This window comes from Citrobacter gillenii, from assembly GCF_013337685.1.
Lineage (GTDB): Bacteria > Pseudomonadota > Gammaproteobacteria > Enterobacterales > Enterobacteriaceae > Citrobacter > Citrobacter gillenii.
In genome coordinates this window covers 68,364-83,490 of sequence record NZ_SUQN01000012.1, presented here as the reverse complement: position 1 = coordinate 83,490, position 15,127 = coordinate 68,364, and the positions used below count along the sequence as shown (strand labels likewise).

13 protein-coding genes and 1 tRNA gene are annotated in these 15,127 nt (G+C 53.3%); 10 read left to right on the top strand and 4 right to left on the bottom strand.

From position 1 onward, the window contains the following. The first annotated feature begins 46 nt into the window (after positions 1-46). Positions 47-122: transfer RNA gene (locus tag FCH32_RS22160), tRNA-Trp, on the top strand. Positions 123-225: 103 nt separating this feature from the next. Here FCH32_RS22160 and hdfR read toward each other — a convergent pair. After that, on the bottom strand, positions 226-1,059 hold the full coding sequence (gene hdfR / locus FCH32_RS22155) for an HTH-type transcriptional regulator HdfR (RefSeq protein ID WP_096758962.1): 834 nt from the start codon (positions 1,057-1,059) through the stop codon (positions 226-228). A 118-nt stretch (positions 1,060-1,177) separates the two neighbouring features. On the opposite strand from hdfR, the gene maoP reads away from it, so the two are divergent. Then, on the top strand, positions 1,178-1,516 hold the full coding sequence (maoP, locus tag FCH32_RS22150) for a macrodomain Ori organization protein MaoP (protein ID WP_096758961.1): 339 nt from the start codon (positions 1,178-1,180) through the stop codon (positions 1,514-1,516). A 25-nt stretch (positions 1,517-1,541) separates the two neighbouring features. On the opposite strand, the gene FCH32_RS22145 is transcribed toward maoP, so the two are convergent. Beyond that, entirely contained in the window at positions 1,542-3,062 is a 1,521-nt protein-coding gene (locus FCH32_RS22145; protein ID WP_115259865.1) for a YifB family Mg chelatase-like AAA ATPase, read from the bottom strand. A 353-nt stretch (positions 3,063-3,415) separates the two neighbouring features. Here FCH32_RS22145 and ilvL point away from each other — a divergent pair, with 353 nt between their 5' ends. From ilvL to ilvA, 6 genes are all read left to right on the top strand, one after another. Next, positions 3,416-3,514, top strand: coding sequence for an ilv operon leader peptide (ilvL, locus tag FCH32_RS22140; protein ID WP_001311244.1), 99 nt, complete (start codon positions 3,416-3,418; stop codon positions 3,512-3,514). A gap of 139 nt (positions 3,515-3,653) precedes the next feature. Beyond that, a complete protein-coding gene (gene ilvG / locus FCH32_RS22135; protein WP_115259864.1) occupies positions 3,654-5,300 on the top strand; it encodes an acetolactate synthase 2 catalytic subunit in 1,647 nt (548 codons plus the stop codon). Then, positions 5,297-5,560 carry an acetolactate synthase 2 small subunit gene (gene ilvM, locus FCH32_RS22130; protein WP_096758958.1) on the top strand — a complete coding sequence of 88 codons (264 nt, stop codon included), beginning with the start codon at positions 5,297-5,299 and terminating at the stop codon, positions 5,558-5,560. Before ilvG ends, ilvM begins: the two co-directional genes overlap by 4 nt. 17 nt (positions 5,561-5,577) lie before the next feature. Further along, entirely contained in the window at positions 5,578-6,507 is a 930-nt protein-coding gene (locus FCH32_RS22125; RefSeq protein WP_096758957.1) for a branched-chain amino acid transaminase, read from the top strand. Between the two features lie 61 nt (positions 6,508-6,568). Further along, entirely contained in the window at positions 6,569-8,419 is a 1,851-nt protein-coding gene (gene ilvD, locus FCH32_RS22120; RefSeq protein ID WP_115259863.1) for a dihydroxy-acid dehydratase, read from the top strand. 4 nt (positions 8,420-8,423) lie between these two features. Beyond that, positions 8,424-9,968: a threonine ammonia-lyase, biosynthetic gene (gene ilvA, locus FCH32_RS22115; RefSeq protein WP_096758955.1), complete on the top strand. Its 1,545-nt coding sequence runs from the start codon at positions 8,424-8,426 to the stop codon at positions 9,966-9,968. Positions 9,969-10,000: 32 nt separating this feature from the next. On the opposite strand, the gene ilvY is transcribed toward ilvA, so the two are convergent. After that, entirely contained in the window at positions 10,001-10,891 is an 891-nt protein-coding gene (gene ilvY, locus FCH32_RS22110) for an HTH-type transcriptional activator IlvY (RefSeq protein WP_115259861.1), read from the bottom strand. Positions 10,892-11,042: 151 nt separating this feature from the next. Between ilvY and ilvC the strand changes: the two genes are divergently transcribed. Continuing rightward, complete coding sequence (gene ilvC / locus FCH32_RS22105; RefSeq protein ID WP_174361540.1) at positions 11,043-12,518, top strand: ketol-acid reductoisomerase; 1,476 nt, start codon at positions 11,043-11,045, stop codon at positions 12,516-12,518. Positions 12,519-12,728: 210 nt separating this feature from the next. On the opposite strand, the gene ppiC is transcribed toward ilvC, so the two are convergent. Then, entirely contained in the window at positions 12,729-13,010 is a 282-nt protein-coding gene (ppiC, locus tag FCH32_RS22100) for a peptidylprolyl isomerase PpiC (protein WP_015960967.1), read from the bottom strand. A gap of 84 nt (positions 13,011-13,094) precedes the next feature. On the opposite strand from ppiC, the gene rep reads away from it, so the two are divergent. Further along, a complete protein-coding gene (rep, locus tag FCH32_RS22095) occupies positions 13,095-15,116 on the top strand; it encodes a DNA helicase Rep (protein ID WP_117343783.1) in 2,022 nt (673 codons plus the stop codon). The last annotated feature ends 11 nt before the right edge of the window (positions 15,117-15,127 follow it).

Here is a 15,127-nt window from a genome sequence, read left to right as displayed (position 1 = left end):
AGAAAATTAAGCCTGCTACCTTAGCAGGCTTAATGATAAGAAATATAGGGGCGTAGCTCAGTTGGTAGAGCACCGGTCTCCAAAACCGGGTGTCGCGAGTTCGAGTCTCTCCGCCCCTGCCAGAAACAATCCTTAGCATTTTTGCTAAGGATTTTTTTTATCTGAAAATCACGCCACCTTCATACTGTTTATTTCCTGTTTCCGGCATCCTTGCCAGCGTCCATTTTAATCATCCAGAATATTCGTTTTCAGCAGATCGCAGATAAGCGTATGTTTATCGCTATTTTGTAGCCAGACCGCATACAACGGACGTGAAAGTGTCGTGCTGTCAGAAACTATATGGAGATCGCTTTTTGTTTTCGCCCAACACACGGGAAGCCAACTAAAACCCTTCAGTACAGGAAGTTGCTGTCTTGCTAGCTCAGCAGAACTGGTGGTTAGCACTGGTACTTCGTCGCCGGCAACTAATCCCGCTTCGTGTTGTTGAAAATCAGGTCCCCACTCCAGACGCAGATAATTCAGTTCATCTTTTGTTTGTGATGGAGCGCTGCAATAGAGCGCCAGCGTGAAATACCCCAGTAGTTGACTGCTAAATTCGTCCATTTTTGGGGATTCAGTAGTAATCAGCAGATCAAGCTGTCGTTCATGGAGTTGCTTTACTAGCGACTGGCGCTGCGCGATCCTGGCTTCAAACTGCAGGCTGGTTTGCGGCACCTGCGACTGATATAAACGACCCAGCCAGCCATTGAGCATGCATTCCCAAAGGGAAGCGCTGGCACCGATAGAGAACTCATTATGGCGTGAGGTATTTGCGACCTCCTTACGTGCTGCTTGCCACGTATTCATCAGCGTTTCAGCATATGGCAATAATTTTTCACCCGCAGCGGTTAAACGGATATTGTTTCTGTGTCGGGTGAAGAGGTTCACACCCAGTTGATTTTCCAGTTGTCTGATGCGAAAACTGACCGCCGATTGGGTCAAATAGAGCGCTTCAGCTGCCCGGCCAAAGTGGCGCGTTCGGCTAACTTCCAGGAAAGTCTTTAACAATTCCGTATCCACAACTCACTCCATAAAATTATTTGTCGTTATGATTTAAATCTTTTGTTTGACGCTCTGTCAAGCGTAACTAATACTCCGCGCCATAAATAGCTCGGCCAAAGAATTAGGAGCGTGCAGGATGGCGGAAAGCTTTACGACGACTAATCGATATTTCGACAATAAATATTACCCCCGCGGATTCTCCCGTCATGGTGATTTCACCATTAAAGAGGCACAGCTGCTTGAGCGTCACGGTTATGCCTTTAATGAGCTGGATCTGGGCAAGCGTGAGCCGGTAACTGAAGAAGAGAAGTTGTTTGTGGCGGTATGCCGTGGTGAACGTGAGCCGGTTACCGAAGCGGAACGTGTGTGGTCTAAATACATGACGCGTATTAAGCGTCCAAAACGTTTCCACACGCTGTCTGGCGGCAAACCTCAGGTAGAAGGTGCGGAAGATTACACCGAGTCAGAGGATTAATAAAAAAAGGGCGAAAGCCCTTTTTTTATGCCAGTAGTTTCTGTAAATGGATTAACAACCTGTCTATTGCCCGATAGCCAACGGCTTCCTGTAAATGTTGACGGGTGATCTGGTCACATTGCTCAATATCCGCAATTGTGCGAGCGACCTTTATCAAGCGCAGCCATGCGCGGATGGACAATCCAAGATGTGCTAACGTTTCCTCCAGCCAGCGTGCGTCATCCCTGTGTAAGACGCAGAATTGATGTATATCCTGGCTGCCCAGATGCGCATTTAACTTATTTTGCCGCTGATACTGGCGCTCACGCGCGGCCATAACCCGTTTCTTCACCGTCTCACTGTCTTCTCCCTTTGCTGCTCGCTGACTGAGTATACCGGGCGGTGGAAGGGGTATTTCGAGGGACAAATCGAAGCGGTCGAGAAAAGGGCCAGATAAGCGATTGAGGTAACGTAGCGTTTGCTCTGGGGTACAACGGTTGTGGTTTCCCTGATAGTGCCCTGTTGGGCTTGGATTCATTGCTGCTATCAATTGAAAGCGTGCCGGGTAGGTTATTTTTGCCCGGGTGCGTGATAAATGAATCTGTCCGGATTCAATAGGCTCACGCAGGGCATCCAGCGTACGGCGTTCAAACTCGGGCAATTCATCCAGAAATAATATGCCGTTATGTGCCAGAGAAATCTCACCCGGTGCCGGTATCGATCCTCCTCCTACCATTGCGGTTAAGGACGCGCTGTGATGGGGTGAGCGAAAGGGGCGTTGCTTCCACTGTTTTTGTATGGTGTCGGAATTGACCAGGCTGAGAATTGCCGCGCTTTCCAGAGCCTCATCATTACTTAACGGTGGTAACAATCCGCGAAGGCGACTGGCAAGCATCGTTTTTCCCGTACCCGGCGGGCCGATGAGCAAGAGATTGTGGCCGCCTGCAGCGGTAATCTCCAGCCCTCGCTTGCCCTGTTCCTGGCCGATGACGTCACTGAGGTCATCAGATGAGCCTGAAGGTGGAATCTCTACGCAAACAGGCCTTTCTAATTCATGCTTACCTTCGAGAAATGCGCACACGGCTTGCAGGTGATCGGCAATCAGGCAGCCCTCGCCGTGTATTAGCCCCACTTCTGCAGCGTTCTCTTTTGCGACAATAATTCGCCTACCTGCGCGAATTGCTTCAGTTGCGCTGGATATTGCTCCGGGAACGCCACGTAGAGCACCTGTAAGCGCTAGTTCACCGACTAACTCATAAGTATCGAGATTATGTGTTGTAAGCTGCTCTGACGCAGCCAGAAGCGCAATGGCGATAGGTAAATCATATCTCCCTCCTTCTTTAGGCAGATCTGCCGGGGCAAGGTTGATGGTTATCTTCTTGGCCGGAAATTCATACCCGCTATTAATAATCGCACTGCGAACTCGATCTCGAGCCTCTTTCACGGTGGTTTCGGGTAGTCCAACCATGGTTAAACCGGGCAAGCCATTACTAATATGGACTTCAATAGTAATGGGTGGTGCATTGACGCCTAATGCGGCGCGCGTGTGGACTATCGACAGTGACATAACCCCTCCTGATGCAGGCATTATGTCTTAATAGATGGCGACGATATCTTGCTTGATTGATACTTTTAGATGCTGATTCATGTATTTTTATGCAAGGGTTAATATTTTACGTAACCTCTGGAACAACGCTCACAAGCGCCGCTCAAAGTGCCGCCTGCAGAGGGAAAACATGATCGTGTTTACTGAATAACGTGAAATATTTTCATTTTCTATTTTTTGTATAAAAAACAACGCGATTTATAGAAACCGTTAACCGTGTCAGAAAAATGAATGCAGAAATATCTTGTGCCATAGTGAAACTCTATGGTAACTCTTTAGGTATTCCTTCGAACAAGATGCAAGAAAATACAAAAATGACAGCCCTTCTACGAGTGATTAGCCTGGTCGTGATTAGCGTGGTGGTGATTATTATCCCACCGTGCGGGGCTGCACTTGGACGAGGAAAGGCTTAAAAAACAAGCCTTAACGAACTAAGACCCCCGCACCGAAAGGTTCGGGGGTTTTTTTTGACCTTAAAAACTTAAACGAGGAGCAGAAAGTGAACACTAGCATAAAATTCTGTTTCTCAAGATTTACGGCGGGGATGTAACTATGAATGGGGCACAGTGGGTGGTACATGCGTTGCGTGCACAAGGGGTGAAAACCGTCTTTGGCTATCCCGGTGGCGCAATTATGCCGGTTTACGATGCGTTGTACGACGGCGGCGTAGAACACCTGTTGTGTCGACACGAGCAGGGGGCGGCGATGGCGGCGATTGGCTATGCCCGCTCAACCGGTAAAACCGGTGTCTGTATCGCGACTTCCGGTCCTGGTGCAACCAACCTGATCACCGGCCTGGCAGATGCGCTGTTAGATTCCGTTCCCGTTGTGGCGATCACTGGTCAAGTCTCTTCCCCGTTTATCGGCACCGATGCGTTCCAGGAAGTGGATGTACTCGGCATGTCGCTGTCATGTACCAAACATAGTTTCCTGGTGCAGTCGCTGGAAGAGTTGCCGCGTATCATGGCCGAGGCCTTCGACGTGGCGAACTCTGGTCGTCCGGGTCCGGTTCTGGTTGATATCCCGAAAGACATTCAGTTAGCCAGTGGTACGCTGGAGCCCTATTTCACCACCGTCGAAAACGTAGTTGCTTTCCCACATGCTGAGATTGAACAAGCCCGCAAGATGTTGGCGAAGGCACAGAAACCCGTGCTGTACGTAGGTGGTGGCGTAGGGATGGCGCAGGCAGTTCCAGCGCTGCGTGAGTTTATCGCCGCAACGCATGTGCCGGTGGTTTGTACGTTGAAAGGCCTTGGCGCGGTGGATGCAGATTACCCGTACTATCTGGGTATGCTGGGCATGCATGGCACCAAAGCGGCAAACTTTGCGGTGCAGGAGTGCGATTTGCTGATCGCCGTCGGTGCGCGTTTTGATGACCGGGTGACTGGCAAGCTGAACACTTTCGCCCCCAATGCCAGCGTGATCCACATGGATATCGATCCGGCCGAGATGAACAAACTGCGCCTGGCACACGTTGCGCTGCAAGGCGATTTAAATACGCTGTTACCTGCATTGCAACAACCGCTGGCCATCAACGAATGGTGCCAGTATGCCGCCGACATGCGTGCAGAACATGCCTGGCGCTATGATCATCCGGGGGAGGCTATTTACGCTCCGCTGTTGTTAAAACAGCTGTCCGAAAGGAAACATAAGGATAGCGTGGTGACGACGGATGTTGGTCAGCATCAGATGTGGTCAGCACAACACATGACCTACACTCGCCCGGAGAACTTCATCACCTCCAGCGGCCTGGGGACGATGGGCTTTGGCTTACCTGCAGCAGTGGGGGCGCAGGTGGCCCGTCCGAATGATACGGTCATCTGTATCTCCGGTGATGGCTCCTTCATGATGAATGTGCAGGAGCTGGGCACCGTAAAACGCAAGCAGTTGCCGCTGAAAATCGTCTTACTCGACAACCAGCGGTTAGGCATGGTGCGACAATGGCAGCAGCTGTTTTTCCAGGAACGCTATAGCGAAACTACCCTGACCGATAATCCCGATTTCCTTATGTTGGCCGGCGCCTTCGGCATCCCTGGCCAACACATCACCCGTAAAGACCAGGTTGAAGCGGCTCTCGACACCATGCTGAACAGTAATGGGCCATACCTGCTTCATGTCTCAATCGACGAACTTGAGAATGTCTGGCCTCTGGTACCTCCTGGTGCCAGTAACTCAGAAATGCTGGAGAAATCATCATGATGCAACATCAGGTCGCCGTTGAGGCTCGTTTCAATCCGGAAACGTTAGAACGTGTTTTGCGCGTGGTACGCCATCGTGGTTTTCAGGTGTGCTCCATGAATATGAATGCTGCCAGCGATGCGCAGAATATAAATATTGAATTGACCGTTGCCAGCCCACGGTCGGTCGACTTACTGTTTAGTCAGTTAAGTAAACTGGTCGATGTTGCACATGTTGCTATCTGCCAGAGCACAACCACATCACAACAAATTCGCGCCTGAGCGCAAAAGGAAGAGAAATGACGACGAAAAAAGCTGATTTCATTTGGTCTAATGGCGAGATGATTCGTTGGGAAGACGCGAAGGTTCACGTGATGTCCCATGCGCTGCACTACGGTACATCAGTATTTGAAGGTATCCGTTGCTATGATTCTCACAAAGGGCCGGTGGTGTTCCGTCATCGCGAGCACATGCAGCGTCTGCGTGATTCAGCCAAAATTTATCGTTTTCCGGTTTCTCAGAGCGTTGATGAGTTGATGGAAGCTTGCCGTGCGGTGATCCGTAAAAATAACCTGACCAGTGCGTACATCCGCCCGCTGGTGTTTGTTGGCGATGTCGGCATGGGCGTTAACCCACCGGCGGGATACACCACGGATGTGATCATTGCTGCGTTCCCGTGGGGGGCTTACCTGGGTGCTGATGCCCTGGATCAGGGGATCGACGCGATGGTTTCTTCCTGGAACCGTGTCGCACCCAACACCATTCCTACCGCCGCCAAGGCGGGTGGTAACTACCTGTCTTCACTGCTGGTGGGTAGCGAAGCGCGTCGTCATGGTTATCAGGAAGGTATTGCGCTGGATGTGAACGGCTACATCTCCGAAGGCGCGGGTGAAAACCTGTTTGAAGTTAAAGACGGCATTCTGTTTACTCCACCGTTTACCTCTTCCGCGCTGCCGGGCATCACACGTGACGCGATTATCAAACTTGCGAAAGACCTCGATATCGAAGTGCGTGAACAGGTGCTGTCTCGCGAGTCGTTGTATCTGGCCGATGAAGTGTTCATGTCCGGTACGGCGGCAGAAATTACCCCGGTGCGCAGCGTTGATGGTATCCAGGTGGGTGAAGGCCGTTGTGGCCCGGTCACCAAGCGCATTCAGCAGGCCTTCTTTGGCCTCTTCACCGGTGAAACGGAAGATAAATACGGCTGGTTGGATCAGGTTAATCACTAAGTATAAATTTGGGACGGCACGCACCGTCCCATTTAAATAGTCAGACGGGAGTAAATAAAGCATGCCTAAGTATCGTTCCGCCACAACAACACATGGCCGCAATATGGCGGGAGCCCGCGCGCTGTGGCGCGCTACCGGGATGACTGACGATGACTTCGGTAAGCCGATTATCGCCGTCGTAAACTCGTTTACCCAGTTCGTGCCGGGCCACGTGCATCTGCGCGATCTCGGTAAGCTGGTTGCCGAACAGATCGAAGCCTCCGGCGGCGTAGCCAAAGAGTTTAATACTATCGCCGTGGATGACGGTATCGCCATGGGCCACGGGGGCATGCTGTATTCCCTGCCGTCACGTGAGCTGATCGCCGATTCGGTGGAGTACATGGTGAACGCCCACTGCGCCGATGCGATGGTCTGTATCTCTAACTGCGACAAAATCACCCCGGGGATGTTAATGGCTTCCCTGCGCCTGAACATCCCGGTGATCTTTGTGTCCGGCGGCCCGATGGAAGCCGGTAAAACCAAACTCTCAGATCAGATAATCAAACTCGATCTGGTGGATGCGATGATTCAGGGTGCGGACCCGAAAGTCTCTGATTCGCAAAGCGATCAGATTGAGCGCTCCGCCTGTCCGACCTGTGGTTCCTGTTCGGGGATGTTCACCGCTAACTCGATGAACTGCCTGACTGAAGCGCTGGGCCTGTCGCAGCCGGGTAACGGTTCGCTGCTGGCCACCCACGCCGATCGTAAACAGCTGTTCCTCAATGCGGGTTCACGTATCGTTGAGCTGACCAAACGCTATTACGAACAGAATGATGATTCTGCGCTGCCGCGCAATATTGCCAACAAGGCGGCGTTTGAAAATGCCATGACCCTGGATATCGCCATGGGGGGGTCCACGAACACCGTTCTGCACCTGCTGGCGGCTGCACAGGAAGCCGAAATCGACTTCACCATGAGTGATATCGACAAGCTGTCCCGCAAAGTGCCGCAGCTGTGTAAAGTCGCGCCGAGCACCCAGAAATACCATATGGAAGATGTTCACCGCGCGGGCGGTGTGCTGGGGATTTTAGGCGAGTTGGATCGTGCCGAGTTATTGAATCGTGATGTGAAAAACGTGCTGGGGTTGACCCTGCCACAAACCCTGGATCGCTATGATGTCATGCTGACCCAGGATGAGGCGGTGAAAAACATGTTCCGCGCCGGCCCGGCTGGCGTTCGTACCACCCAGGCGTTCTCGCAGGATTGTCGCTGGGACACGCTGGATGACGATCGCGCTGAAGGCTGTATTCGCTCGCTGGAACACGCTTACAGCAAAGACGGCGGTCTGGCGGTACTGTACGGTAACTTTGCGGAAAACGGCTGTATCGTGAAAACCGCAGGCGTGGATGACAGTATCCTGAAATTCACCGGCCCGGCGAAAGTCTACGAAAGTCAGGATGATGCCGTTGAAGCTATCCTCGGTGGCAAAGTGGTTGCTGGTGATGTGGTGGTGATTCGCTACGAAGGACCGAAAGGCGGACCAGGGATGCAGGAAATGCTCTACCCAACTACCTTCCTGAAATCCATGGGGCTGGGTAAAGCCTGTGCCTTGATCACCGACGGTCGTTTCTCCGGCGGGACGTCAGGTCTGTCTATCGGTCACGTTTCTCCGGAAGCGGCGAGCGGCGGTAACATCGCGATTATTGAAGATGGCGACATGATTGCGATTGATATCCCGAATCGTGGCATTGAGCTGTTGTTGAGCGATGCGGAGATCGCGGCCCGTCGTGAAGCGCAGGATGCTCGCGGTGACAAAGCCTGGACGCCAAAAGATCGCCAGCGTCAGGTCTCCTTCGCGCTGCGTGCCTATGCCAGCCTGGCAACCAGCGCTGACAAAGGCGCGGTGCGCGATAAATCGAAGCTGGGGGGCTAATACCATGGCTGATTCACAACCCCTGTCCGGCTCTCCTGAGGGGGCAGAATATCTCAGGGCGGTGCTGCGTGCGCCGGTCTATGAAGCGGTGCAGGTTACGCCGCTGCAAAAAATGGAAAAACTCTCTTCGCGCCTCGATAACGTGGTCCTGGTGAAGCGCGAAGACCGACAGCCGGTACACAGTTTCAAGCTGCGCGGGGCCTACGCGATGATGGCGGGCCTGACTGAAGCGCAAAAAGCGCAGGGCGTGATCACCGCGTCGGCAGGAAACCATGCTCAGGGCGTGGCCTTCTCCTCTGCGCGCCTTGGGGTGAAGGCGCTGATCGTCATGCCAACGGCTACCGCGGATATCAAAGTCGATGCCGTTCGCAGTTTCGGTGGCGAAGTGCTGCTGCACGGTGCCAATTTTGATGAAGCGAAAGCCAAAGCGATTGAACTGGCACAGCAACAAGGTTTCACCTGGGTTCCGCCATTCGATCACCCGATGGTGATTGCCGGGCAGGGCACACTGGCGCTTGAGCTGCTGCAGCAGGATGCGCATCTCGATCGGATATTTGTTCCGGTTGGCGGCGGCGGTCTGGCGGCGGGTGTGGCGGTGCTGATTAAACAGCTGATGCCACAAATCAAAGTTATTGCCGTGGAAGCCGAAGACTCAGCCTGCCTGAAGGCGGCACTGGATGCGGGCCACCCGGTCGATCTGCCGCGCGTAGGCCTGTTTGCTGAAGGCGTGGCGGTGAAACGCATCGGTGATGAAACCTTCCGCCTGTGTCAGGAATACCTCGACGACATTATCACCGTTGATAGCGATGCAATCTGCGCGGCGATGAAAGACTTGTTCGAAGACGTGCGTGCGGTGGCGGAGCCGTCTGGCGCACTGGCGCTGGCGGGGATGAAAAAATACATCGCCCAGCACAATATTCGTGGTGAACGTCTGGCGCACGTGCTGTCCGGTGCCAACGTCAATTTCCACGGCCTGCGCTATGTGTCTGAACGCTGCGAGCTGGGTGAACAACGTGAAGCGCTGCTGGCGGTGACCATCCCGGAAGAAAAGGGGAGTTTCCTGAAATTCTGCCAGCTGTTGGGTGGACGTTCGGTGACCGAATTTAACTACCGGTTTGCCGATGCGAAAGATGCCTGCATTTTTGTCGGCGTACGCTTGAGCCGCGGTCTGGAAGAGCGCAAAGAAATCCTCCAGTTGCTTAGCGACGGCGGTTACAGCGTGGTGGATCTGTCCGATGATGAAATGGCCAAGCTACACGTGCGCTATATGGTCGGTGGACGCCCCTCGAAACCGCTACAGGAACGTCTTTACAGCTTTGAGTTCCCCGAGTCGCCAGGGGCGCTGCTGAAATTCCTGCATACCTTAGGGACCCACTGGAATATCTCGTTGTTCCATTATCGCAGTCACGGCACCGACTATGGTCGCGTGCTGGCGGCGTTTGAATTGGGCGATCATGAGCCGGATTTTGAAACGCGGATCAACGAACTGGGCTACGACTGCCATGATGAGAGTCATAACCCGGCGTTCAGGTTCTTTCTGGCAGGGTAGGCCGGATAAGGCGCTTGTGCCGCCATCCGGCATTAGTGGCCAGGCAGCAAGCTCCAGAATGCCTCAATCAGCGGCTCATGCAGCCGCTTTTTTTGTACGCAAACGCCCAGCTCAAACGGCGTTTTCTCGTCGCTACGTTCTAAAATCATCACGCGGTTACGCACCGGCTCCGGACTGTTTTCCAGCACCACTTCCGGCAGCAGTGCCACGCCGCAGCCCAGCGCCACCATCGAGACCATCGCCTCGTGACCGCCGACCGTGGCATAGATTGATGGATTACTGATTTTATGACGGCGGAACCACAGCTCAATGCGGCGGCGTACCGGGCCCTGGTCGGCCATGATAAACGGCACAGTGGACCAGTCGGGATCATCGATGGACACCTGATTGCGTACCGGGCACGGCAATGCCGGAGCAATTAACACCACCGCCAGATTTTCCAGCATAGAGAATGCCACCGCACCAGGCAGGGTTTCCGGTTTCCCGGCTATTGCCAGATCCGCTTCTCCGGTGACCACTTTTTCCATCGCATCGGCGGCATCGCCGGTGGACAGTTTAATTTCGACCGACGGGTGTTCTGCGCGAAAGCGATCAAGGATTGGCGGCAGATGGCTGTAGGCGGCGGTGACCGAACAGAAGATATGCAGCTCGCCCGACAGCGAGGGTCCCTGCTGATCGAGGGTGTGGCGCAGTTGCTGATACTGCAATAACGTCTGCTGGGCAAAAATGCGCAGCTCTTCACCCGCTTCGGTCAGCGTGACCGTGCGGTTATCCCGCACGAACAGTGCCTGGCCAAGATCCTCTTCGAGTCGCTGAATCTGCCGGGAAAGCGTGGAGGGACTGACGTGCATCGCCCGCGCGCTGCGGCCAAAGTGGCGGCTTTCCGCCAGGTGCAGGAAGGTTTTTAGATCGCGTAAATCCACGGCTCGCACTCCACGATTTTACATTGCATAAATTGCAACGTGACGTTGTTAATATATCAATTTCCGCAATAAATTTCCTGTCATATAGTGGGTTCATTCTCGCAAAAGCGAACCGAACAATAAGACACACAACATCACGGAGTACACCATCATGGCTAACTACTTTAATACACTGAACCTGCGCCAGCAGCTGGCACAGCTGGGTAAATGTCGCTTTATGGGCCGCGATGAATTCGCCGATGGCGCGAGCTACCTTCAGGGTAAAAAAGTGGTCATCATCGGCTGTGGCGCTCAGGGTCTGAACCAGGGCCTGAACATGCGTGACTCCGGTCTGGATATCGCCTACGCACTGCGTAAAGAGGCGATTGCTGAGAAGCGCGCTTCATGGCGTAAAGCGACCGAAAACGGCTTTAAAGTCGGTACCTACGAAGAGCTGGTTCCGCAGGCTGACCTGGTGGTTAACCTGACGCCAGACAAACAGCACTCCGACGTGGTGCGTTCCGTACAGCCGCTGATGAAAGACGGCGCGGCGCTGGGCTATTCCCACGGTTTCAACATCGTGGAAGTGGGCGAACAGATCCGTAAAGACATTACCGTCGTGATGGTTGCGCCGAAGTGCCCGGGTACCGAAGTGCGTGAAGAATACAAACGCGGTTTCGGCGTACCGACCCTGATTGCGGTTCACCCGGAAAACGACCCGAAAGGCGAAGGCATGGCAATTGCTAAAGCCTGGGCAGCCGCAACCGGCGGTCACCGTGCGGGTGTGCTGGAATCCTCTTTCGTCGCGGAAGTGAAATCTGACCTGATGGGCGAGCAGACTATCCTGTGCGGTATGCTGCAGGCCGGTTCTCTGCTGTGCTTCGACAAGCTGGTGGAAGAAGGAACTGATCCGGCATACGCGGAAAAACTGATTCAGTTCGGCTGGGAAACCATCACCGAAGCGCTGAAGCAGGGCGGCATCACCCTGATGATGGACCGTCTGTCTAACCCAGCTAAGCTGCGTGCTTACGCGCTGTCCGAACAGCTGAAAGAAATCATGGCGCCGCTGTTCCAGAAACATATGGACGACATCATCTCCGGCGAATTCTCTTCCGGCATGATGGCTGACTGGGCTAACGACGATAAGAAACTGCTGACCTGGCGTGAAGAGACCGGTAAAACCGCGTTCGAAACCGCCGCTCAGTTTGACGGTAAAATCGGCGAGCAGGAGTACTTCGATAAAGGCGTTCTGATGATCGCGATGGTGAAAGCGGGCGTTGAGCTGGCATTCGAAACCATGGTGGATTCCGGCATCATCGAAGAGTCGGCTTACTACGAATCACTGCATGAGCTGCCGCTGATTGCCAACACTATCGCCCGTAAGCGTCTGTATGAAATGAACGTGGTGATCTCCGATACCGCTGAGTACGGTAACTACCTGTTCTCTTACGCTTGCGTACCGCTGCTGAAAGAGTTCATGACCACGCTGCAAACTGGTGACCTGGGCAAAGCCATTGCTGAAGGTGCGGTAGATAACGCTCAGCTGCGTGACGTCAACGACGCTATTCGTAGCCATGCGATTGAAGACGTTGGCCAGAAACTGCGCGGCTACATGACTGACATGAAGCGTATCGCCGTCGCAGGCTAATTCCCCGTCGTCTTTCAACTTGCTGATGCGTTGGCTACGTTCGTACACCCCAGTCACATAGTTATCTATGTGACTGGAGATGAACTTCCTTGCCGCCTTCCGCTAAGACGAAATGCATAGAAGAATGTCATATTTATAGAATTTAGTAGGCCTGATAAGCGAAGCGTCATCAGGCAAAAAAGCCCGGAGGTTTATACTCCGGGCTTTCTATTAGTTGCGGTACAGCACTTTAATGATGTGGTAACCGAACTGGGTGTGCAGCGGGCCTGTTGGCTCCAGCACCGGGCAGGAGAAGACCACTTTATCAAACGCCGGAACCATCTGGCCCTGACGGAATTCACCCAGGTGACCGCCTTTCTTACCTGACGGGCAGGTGGAGTGTTTCTTCGCCAGCTTCTCGAAGTCGGCACCATTTTTAATTTGCTCCAGAAGATCCAGTGCCAGTTTCTCTTCTTTAACAAGGATATGCAGTGCTGCTGCTGTTTTTGCCATGATCGTGCCTTGAGTGGGGTGGTTGAGGCTGGCTATACTACCATGCTCTAAATCTCCCCTCCCGACTTTCATTGAGTGATCTTTATGCGTTTAAACCCCGGACAACAACAAGCCGTCGAATTCGTCACCGGACCCTGCCTGGTGCTGGCGGGTGCTGGCTCCGGCAAAACCCGCGTGATCACCAACAAAATTGCGCACCTAATCCGCGTTTGCGGCTATCAGGCACGGCATATTGCGGCGGTGACCTTTACCAACAAGGCCGCGCGTGAGATGAAAGAGCGTGTGGCGCAGACGTTGGGCCGTAAAGAGGCGCGCGGGCTGATGATCTCCACCTTCCACACCCTAGGGCTGGACATTATCAAGCGTGAATACGCAGCGCTGGGCATGAAGTCGAACTTTTCATTGTTCGATGACACCGACCAGGTGGCGTTGCTGAAGGAGTTGACCGAAGGGCTCATCGAAGACGATAAGTTGATCCTCCAACAGCTGATCTCGACGATCTCCAACTGGAAAAACGATCTGATGACGCCTTCACAGGCGGCAGCCAGCGCCAAAGGCGAGCGCGATCGTATTTTTGCCCACTGCTACGGTTTGTACGACGCGCACATGAAAGCGTGTAACGTCCTCGATTTTGACGATCTGATTTTGCTGCCTACGCTGCTGCTTCAGCGCAATGAAGAGGTCCGTGAACGCTGGCAGAACAAGATTCGTTATCTGCTGGTGGATGAATATCAGGATACCAACACCAGCCAGTACGAGCTGGTAAAACTGCTGGTGGGTAGCCGTGCGCGCTTTACCGTGGTGGGCGATGACGACCAGTCAATCTATTCCTGGCGCGGTGCACGTCCGCAAAACCTGGTGCTGCTGAGCAAAGATTTCCCGGCGTTGCAGGTGGTTAAGCTGGAACAGAACTACCGTTCTTCCGGACGTATCCTGAAAGCGGCAAACATCCTCATTGCCAACAACCCACATGTTTTTGAAAAACGACTTTTTTCCGAGCTGGGTTACGGTGTCGAACTTAAGGTATTAAGCGCCAATAACGAAGAACATGAAGCAGAGCGCGTGACCGGCGAACTGATTGCCCACCACTTTGTTAACAAGACGCAGTATAAAGATTACGCGATTCTGTACCGCGGTAATCATCAGTCGCGGGTGTTCGAAAAATTCCTGATGCAGAACCGCATCCCGTACAAAATTTCTGGCGGCACGTCGTTTTTCTCCCGTCCGGAGATTAAAGATCTGCTGGCCTATCTGCGGGTACTGAGTAACCCGGATGATGACAGCGCATTTCTGCGTATTGTGAATACGCCAAAACGTGAAATTGGCCCAGCGACGCTGCAAAAACTGGGTGAGTGGGCGATGACGCGTAATAAAAGCTTGTTCACCGCCAGCTTTGATATGGGGCTTAGCCAGACGCTAACCGGGCGCGGCTATGAGTCGCTGACCCGCTTTACACAGTGGTTGGGTGAAATTCAGCGCCTGGCCGAGCGTGACCCGATTGCGGCTGTGCGCGATCTGATCCACGGCATTGACTACGAATCGTGGCTCTATGAAACCTCACCCAGCCCGAAAGCTGCCGAAATGCGTATGAAAAACGTCAATACACTCTTCAGTTGGATGACGGAAATGCTGGAAGGTAGTGATATTGATGAACCGATGACGCTGACCCAGGTTGTTACCCGCTTTACCCTGCGCGACATGATGGAACGTGGCGAGAGTGAAGAAGAGTTGGATCAGGTACAACTCATGACGTTACATGCCTCCAAAGGACTGGAGTTCCCGTACGTGTTTATGGTGGGCATGGAAGAAGGCTTTTTGCCACATCAGAGCAGCATTGATGAAGATAACATCGATGAAGAACGTCGTCTGGCCTATGTTGGCATCACTCGCGCGCAGAAAGAACTGATTTTTACACTGTGTAAAGAGCGTCGTCAGTACGGTGAACTGGTGCGCCCGGAGCCGAGTCGTTTTCTGCTGGAATTACCGCAGGACGATATTATCTGGGAGCAGGAGCGAAAAGTGGTCAGCGCTGAGGAGCGGATGCAGAAAGGGCAAGCCAGCATCGCGAATATTCGGGCAATGATGGCGAAAGCAAAAGAGAAGTAGGTTTTTGTAGG

What these genes read in the sequence shown, in the direction of transcription:
- maoP (WP_096758961.1), top strand. Translation starts at nt 1,178, where the DNA reads ATGGCGGAAAGCTTTACGACGACTAATCGATATTTCGACAATAAATAT.
- FCH32_RS22145 (WP_115259865.1), bottom strand. Translation starts at nt 3,062, where the DNA reads ATGTCACTGTCGATAGTCCACACGCGCGCCGCATTAGGCGTCAATGCA.
- ilvL (WP_001311244.1), top strand. Translation starts at nt 3,416, where the DNA reads ATGACAGCCCTTCTACGAGTGATTAGCCTGGTCGTGATTAGCGTGGTG.
- ilvG (WP_115259864.1), top strand. Translation starts at nt 3,654, where the DNA reads ATGAATGGGGCACAGTGGGTGGTACATGCGTTGCGTGCACAAGGGGTG.
- ilvM (WP_096758958.1), top strand. Translation starts at nt 5,297, where the DNA reads ATGATGCAACATCAGGTCGCCGTTGAGGCTCGTTTCAATCCGGAAACG.
- FCH32_RS22125 (WP_096758957.1), top strand. Translation starts at nt 5,578, where the DNA reads ATGACGACGAAAAAAGCTGATTTCATTTGGTCTAATGGCGAGATGATT.
- ilvD (WP_115259863.1), top strand. Translation starts at nt 6,569, where the DNA reads ATGCCTAAGTATCGTTCCGCCACAACAACACATGGCCGCAATATGGCG.
- ilvA (WP_096758955.1), top strand. Translation starts at nt 8,424, where the DNA reads ATGGCTGATTCACAACCCCTGTCCGGCTCTCCTGAGGGGGCAGAATAT.
- ilvC (WP_174361540.1), top strand. Translation starts at nt 11,043, where the DNA reads ATGGCTAACTACTTTAATACACTGAACCTGCGCCAGCAGCTGGCACAG.
- ppiC (WP_015960967.1), bottom strand. Translation starts at nt 13,010, where the DNA reads ATGGCAAAAACAGCAGCAGCACTGCATATCCTTGTTAAAGAAGAGAAA.
- rep (WP_117343783.1), top strand. Translation starts at nt 13,095, where the DNA reads ATGCGTTTAAACCCCGGACAACAACAAGCCGTCGAATTCGTCACCGGA.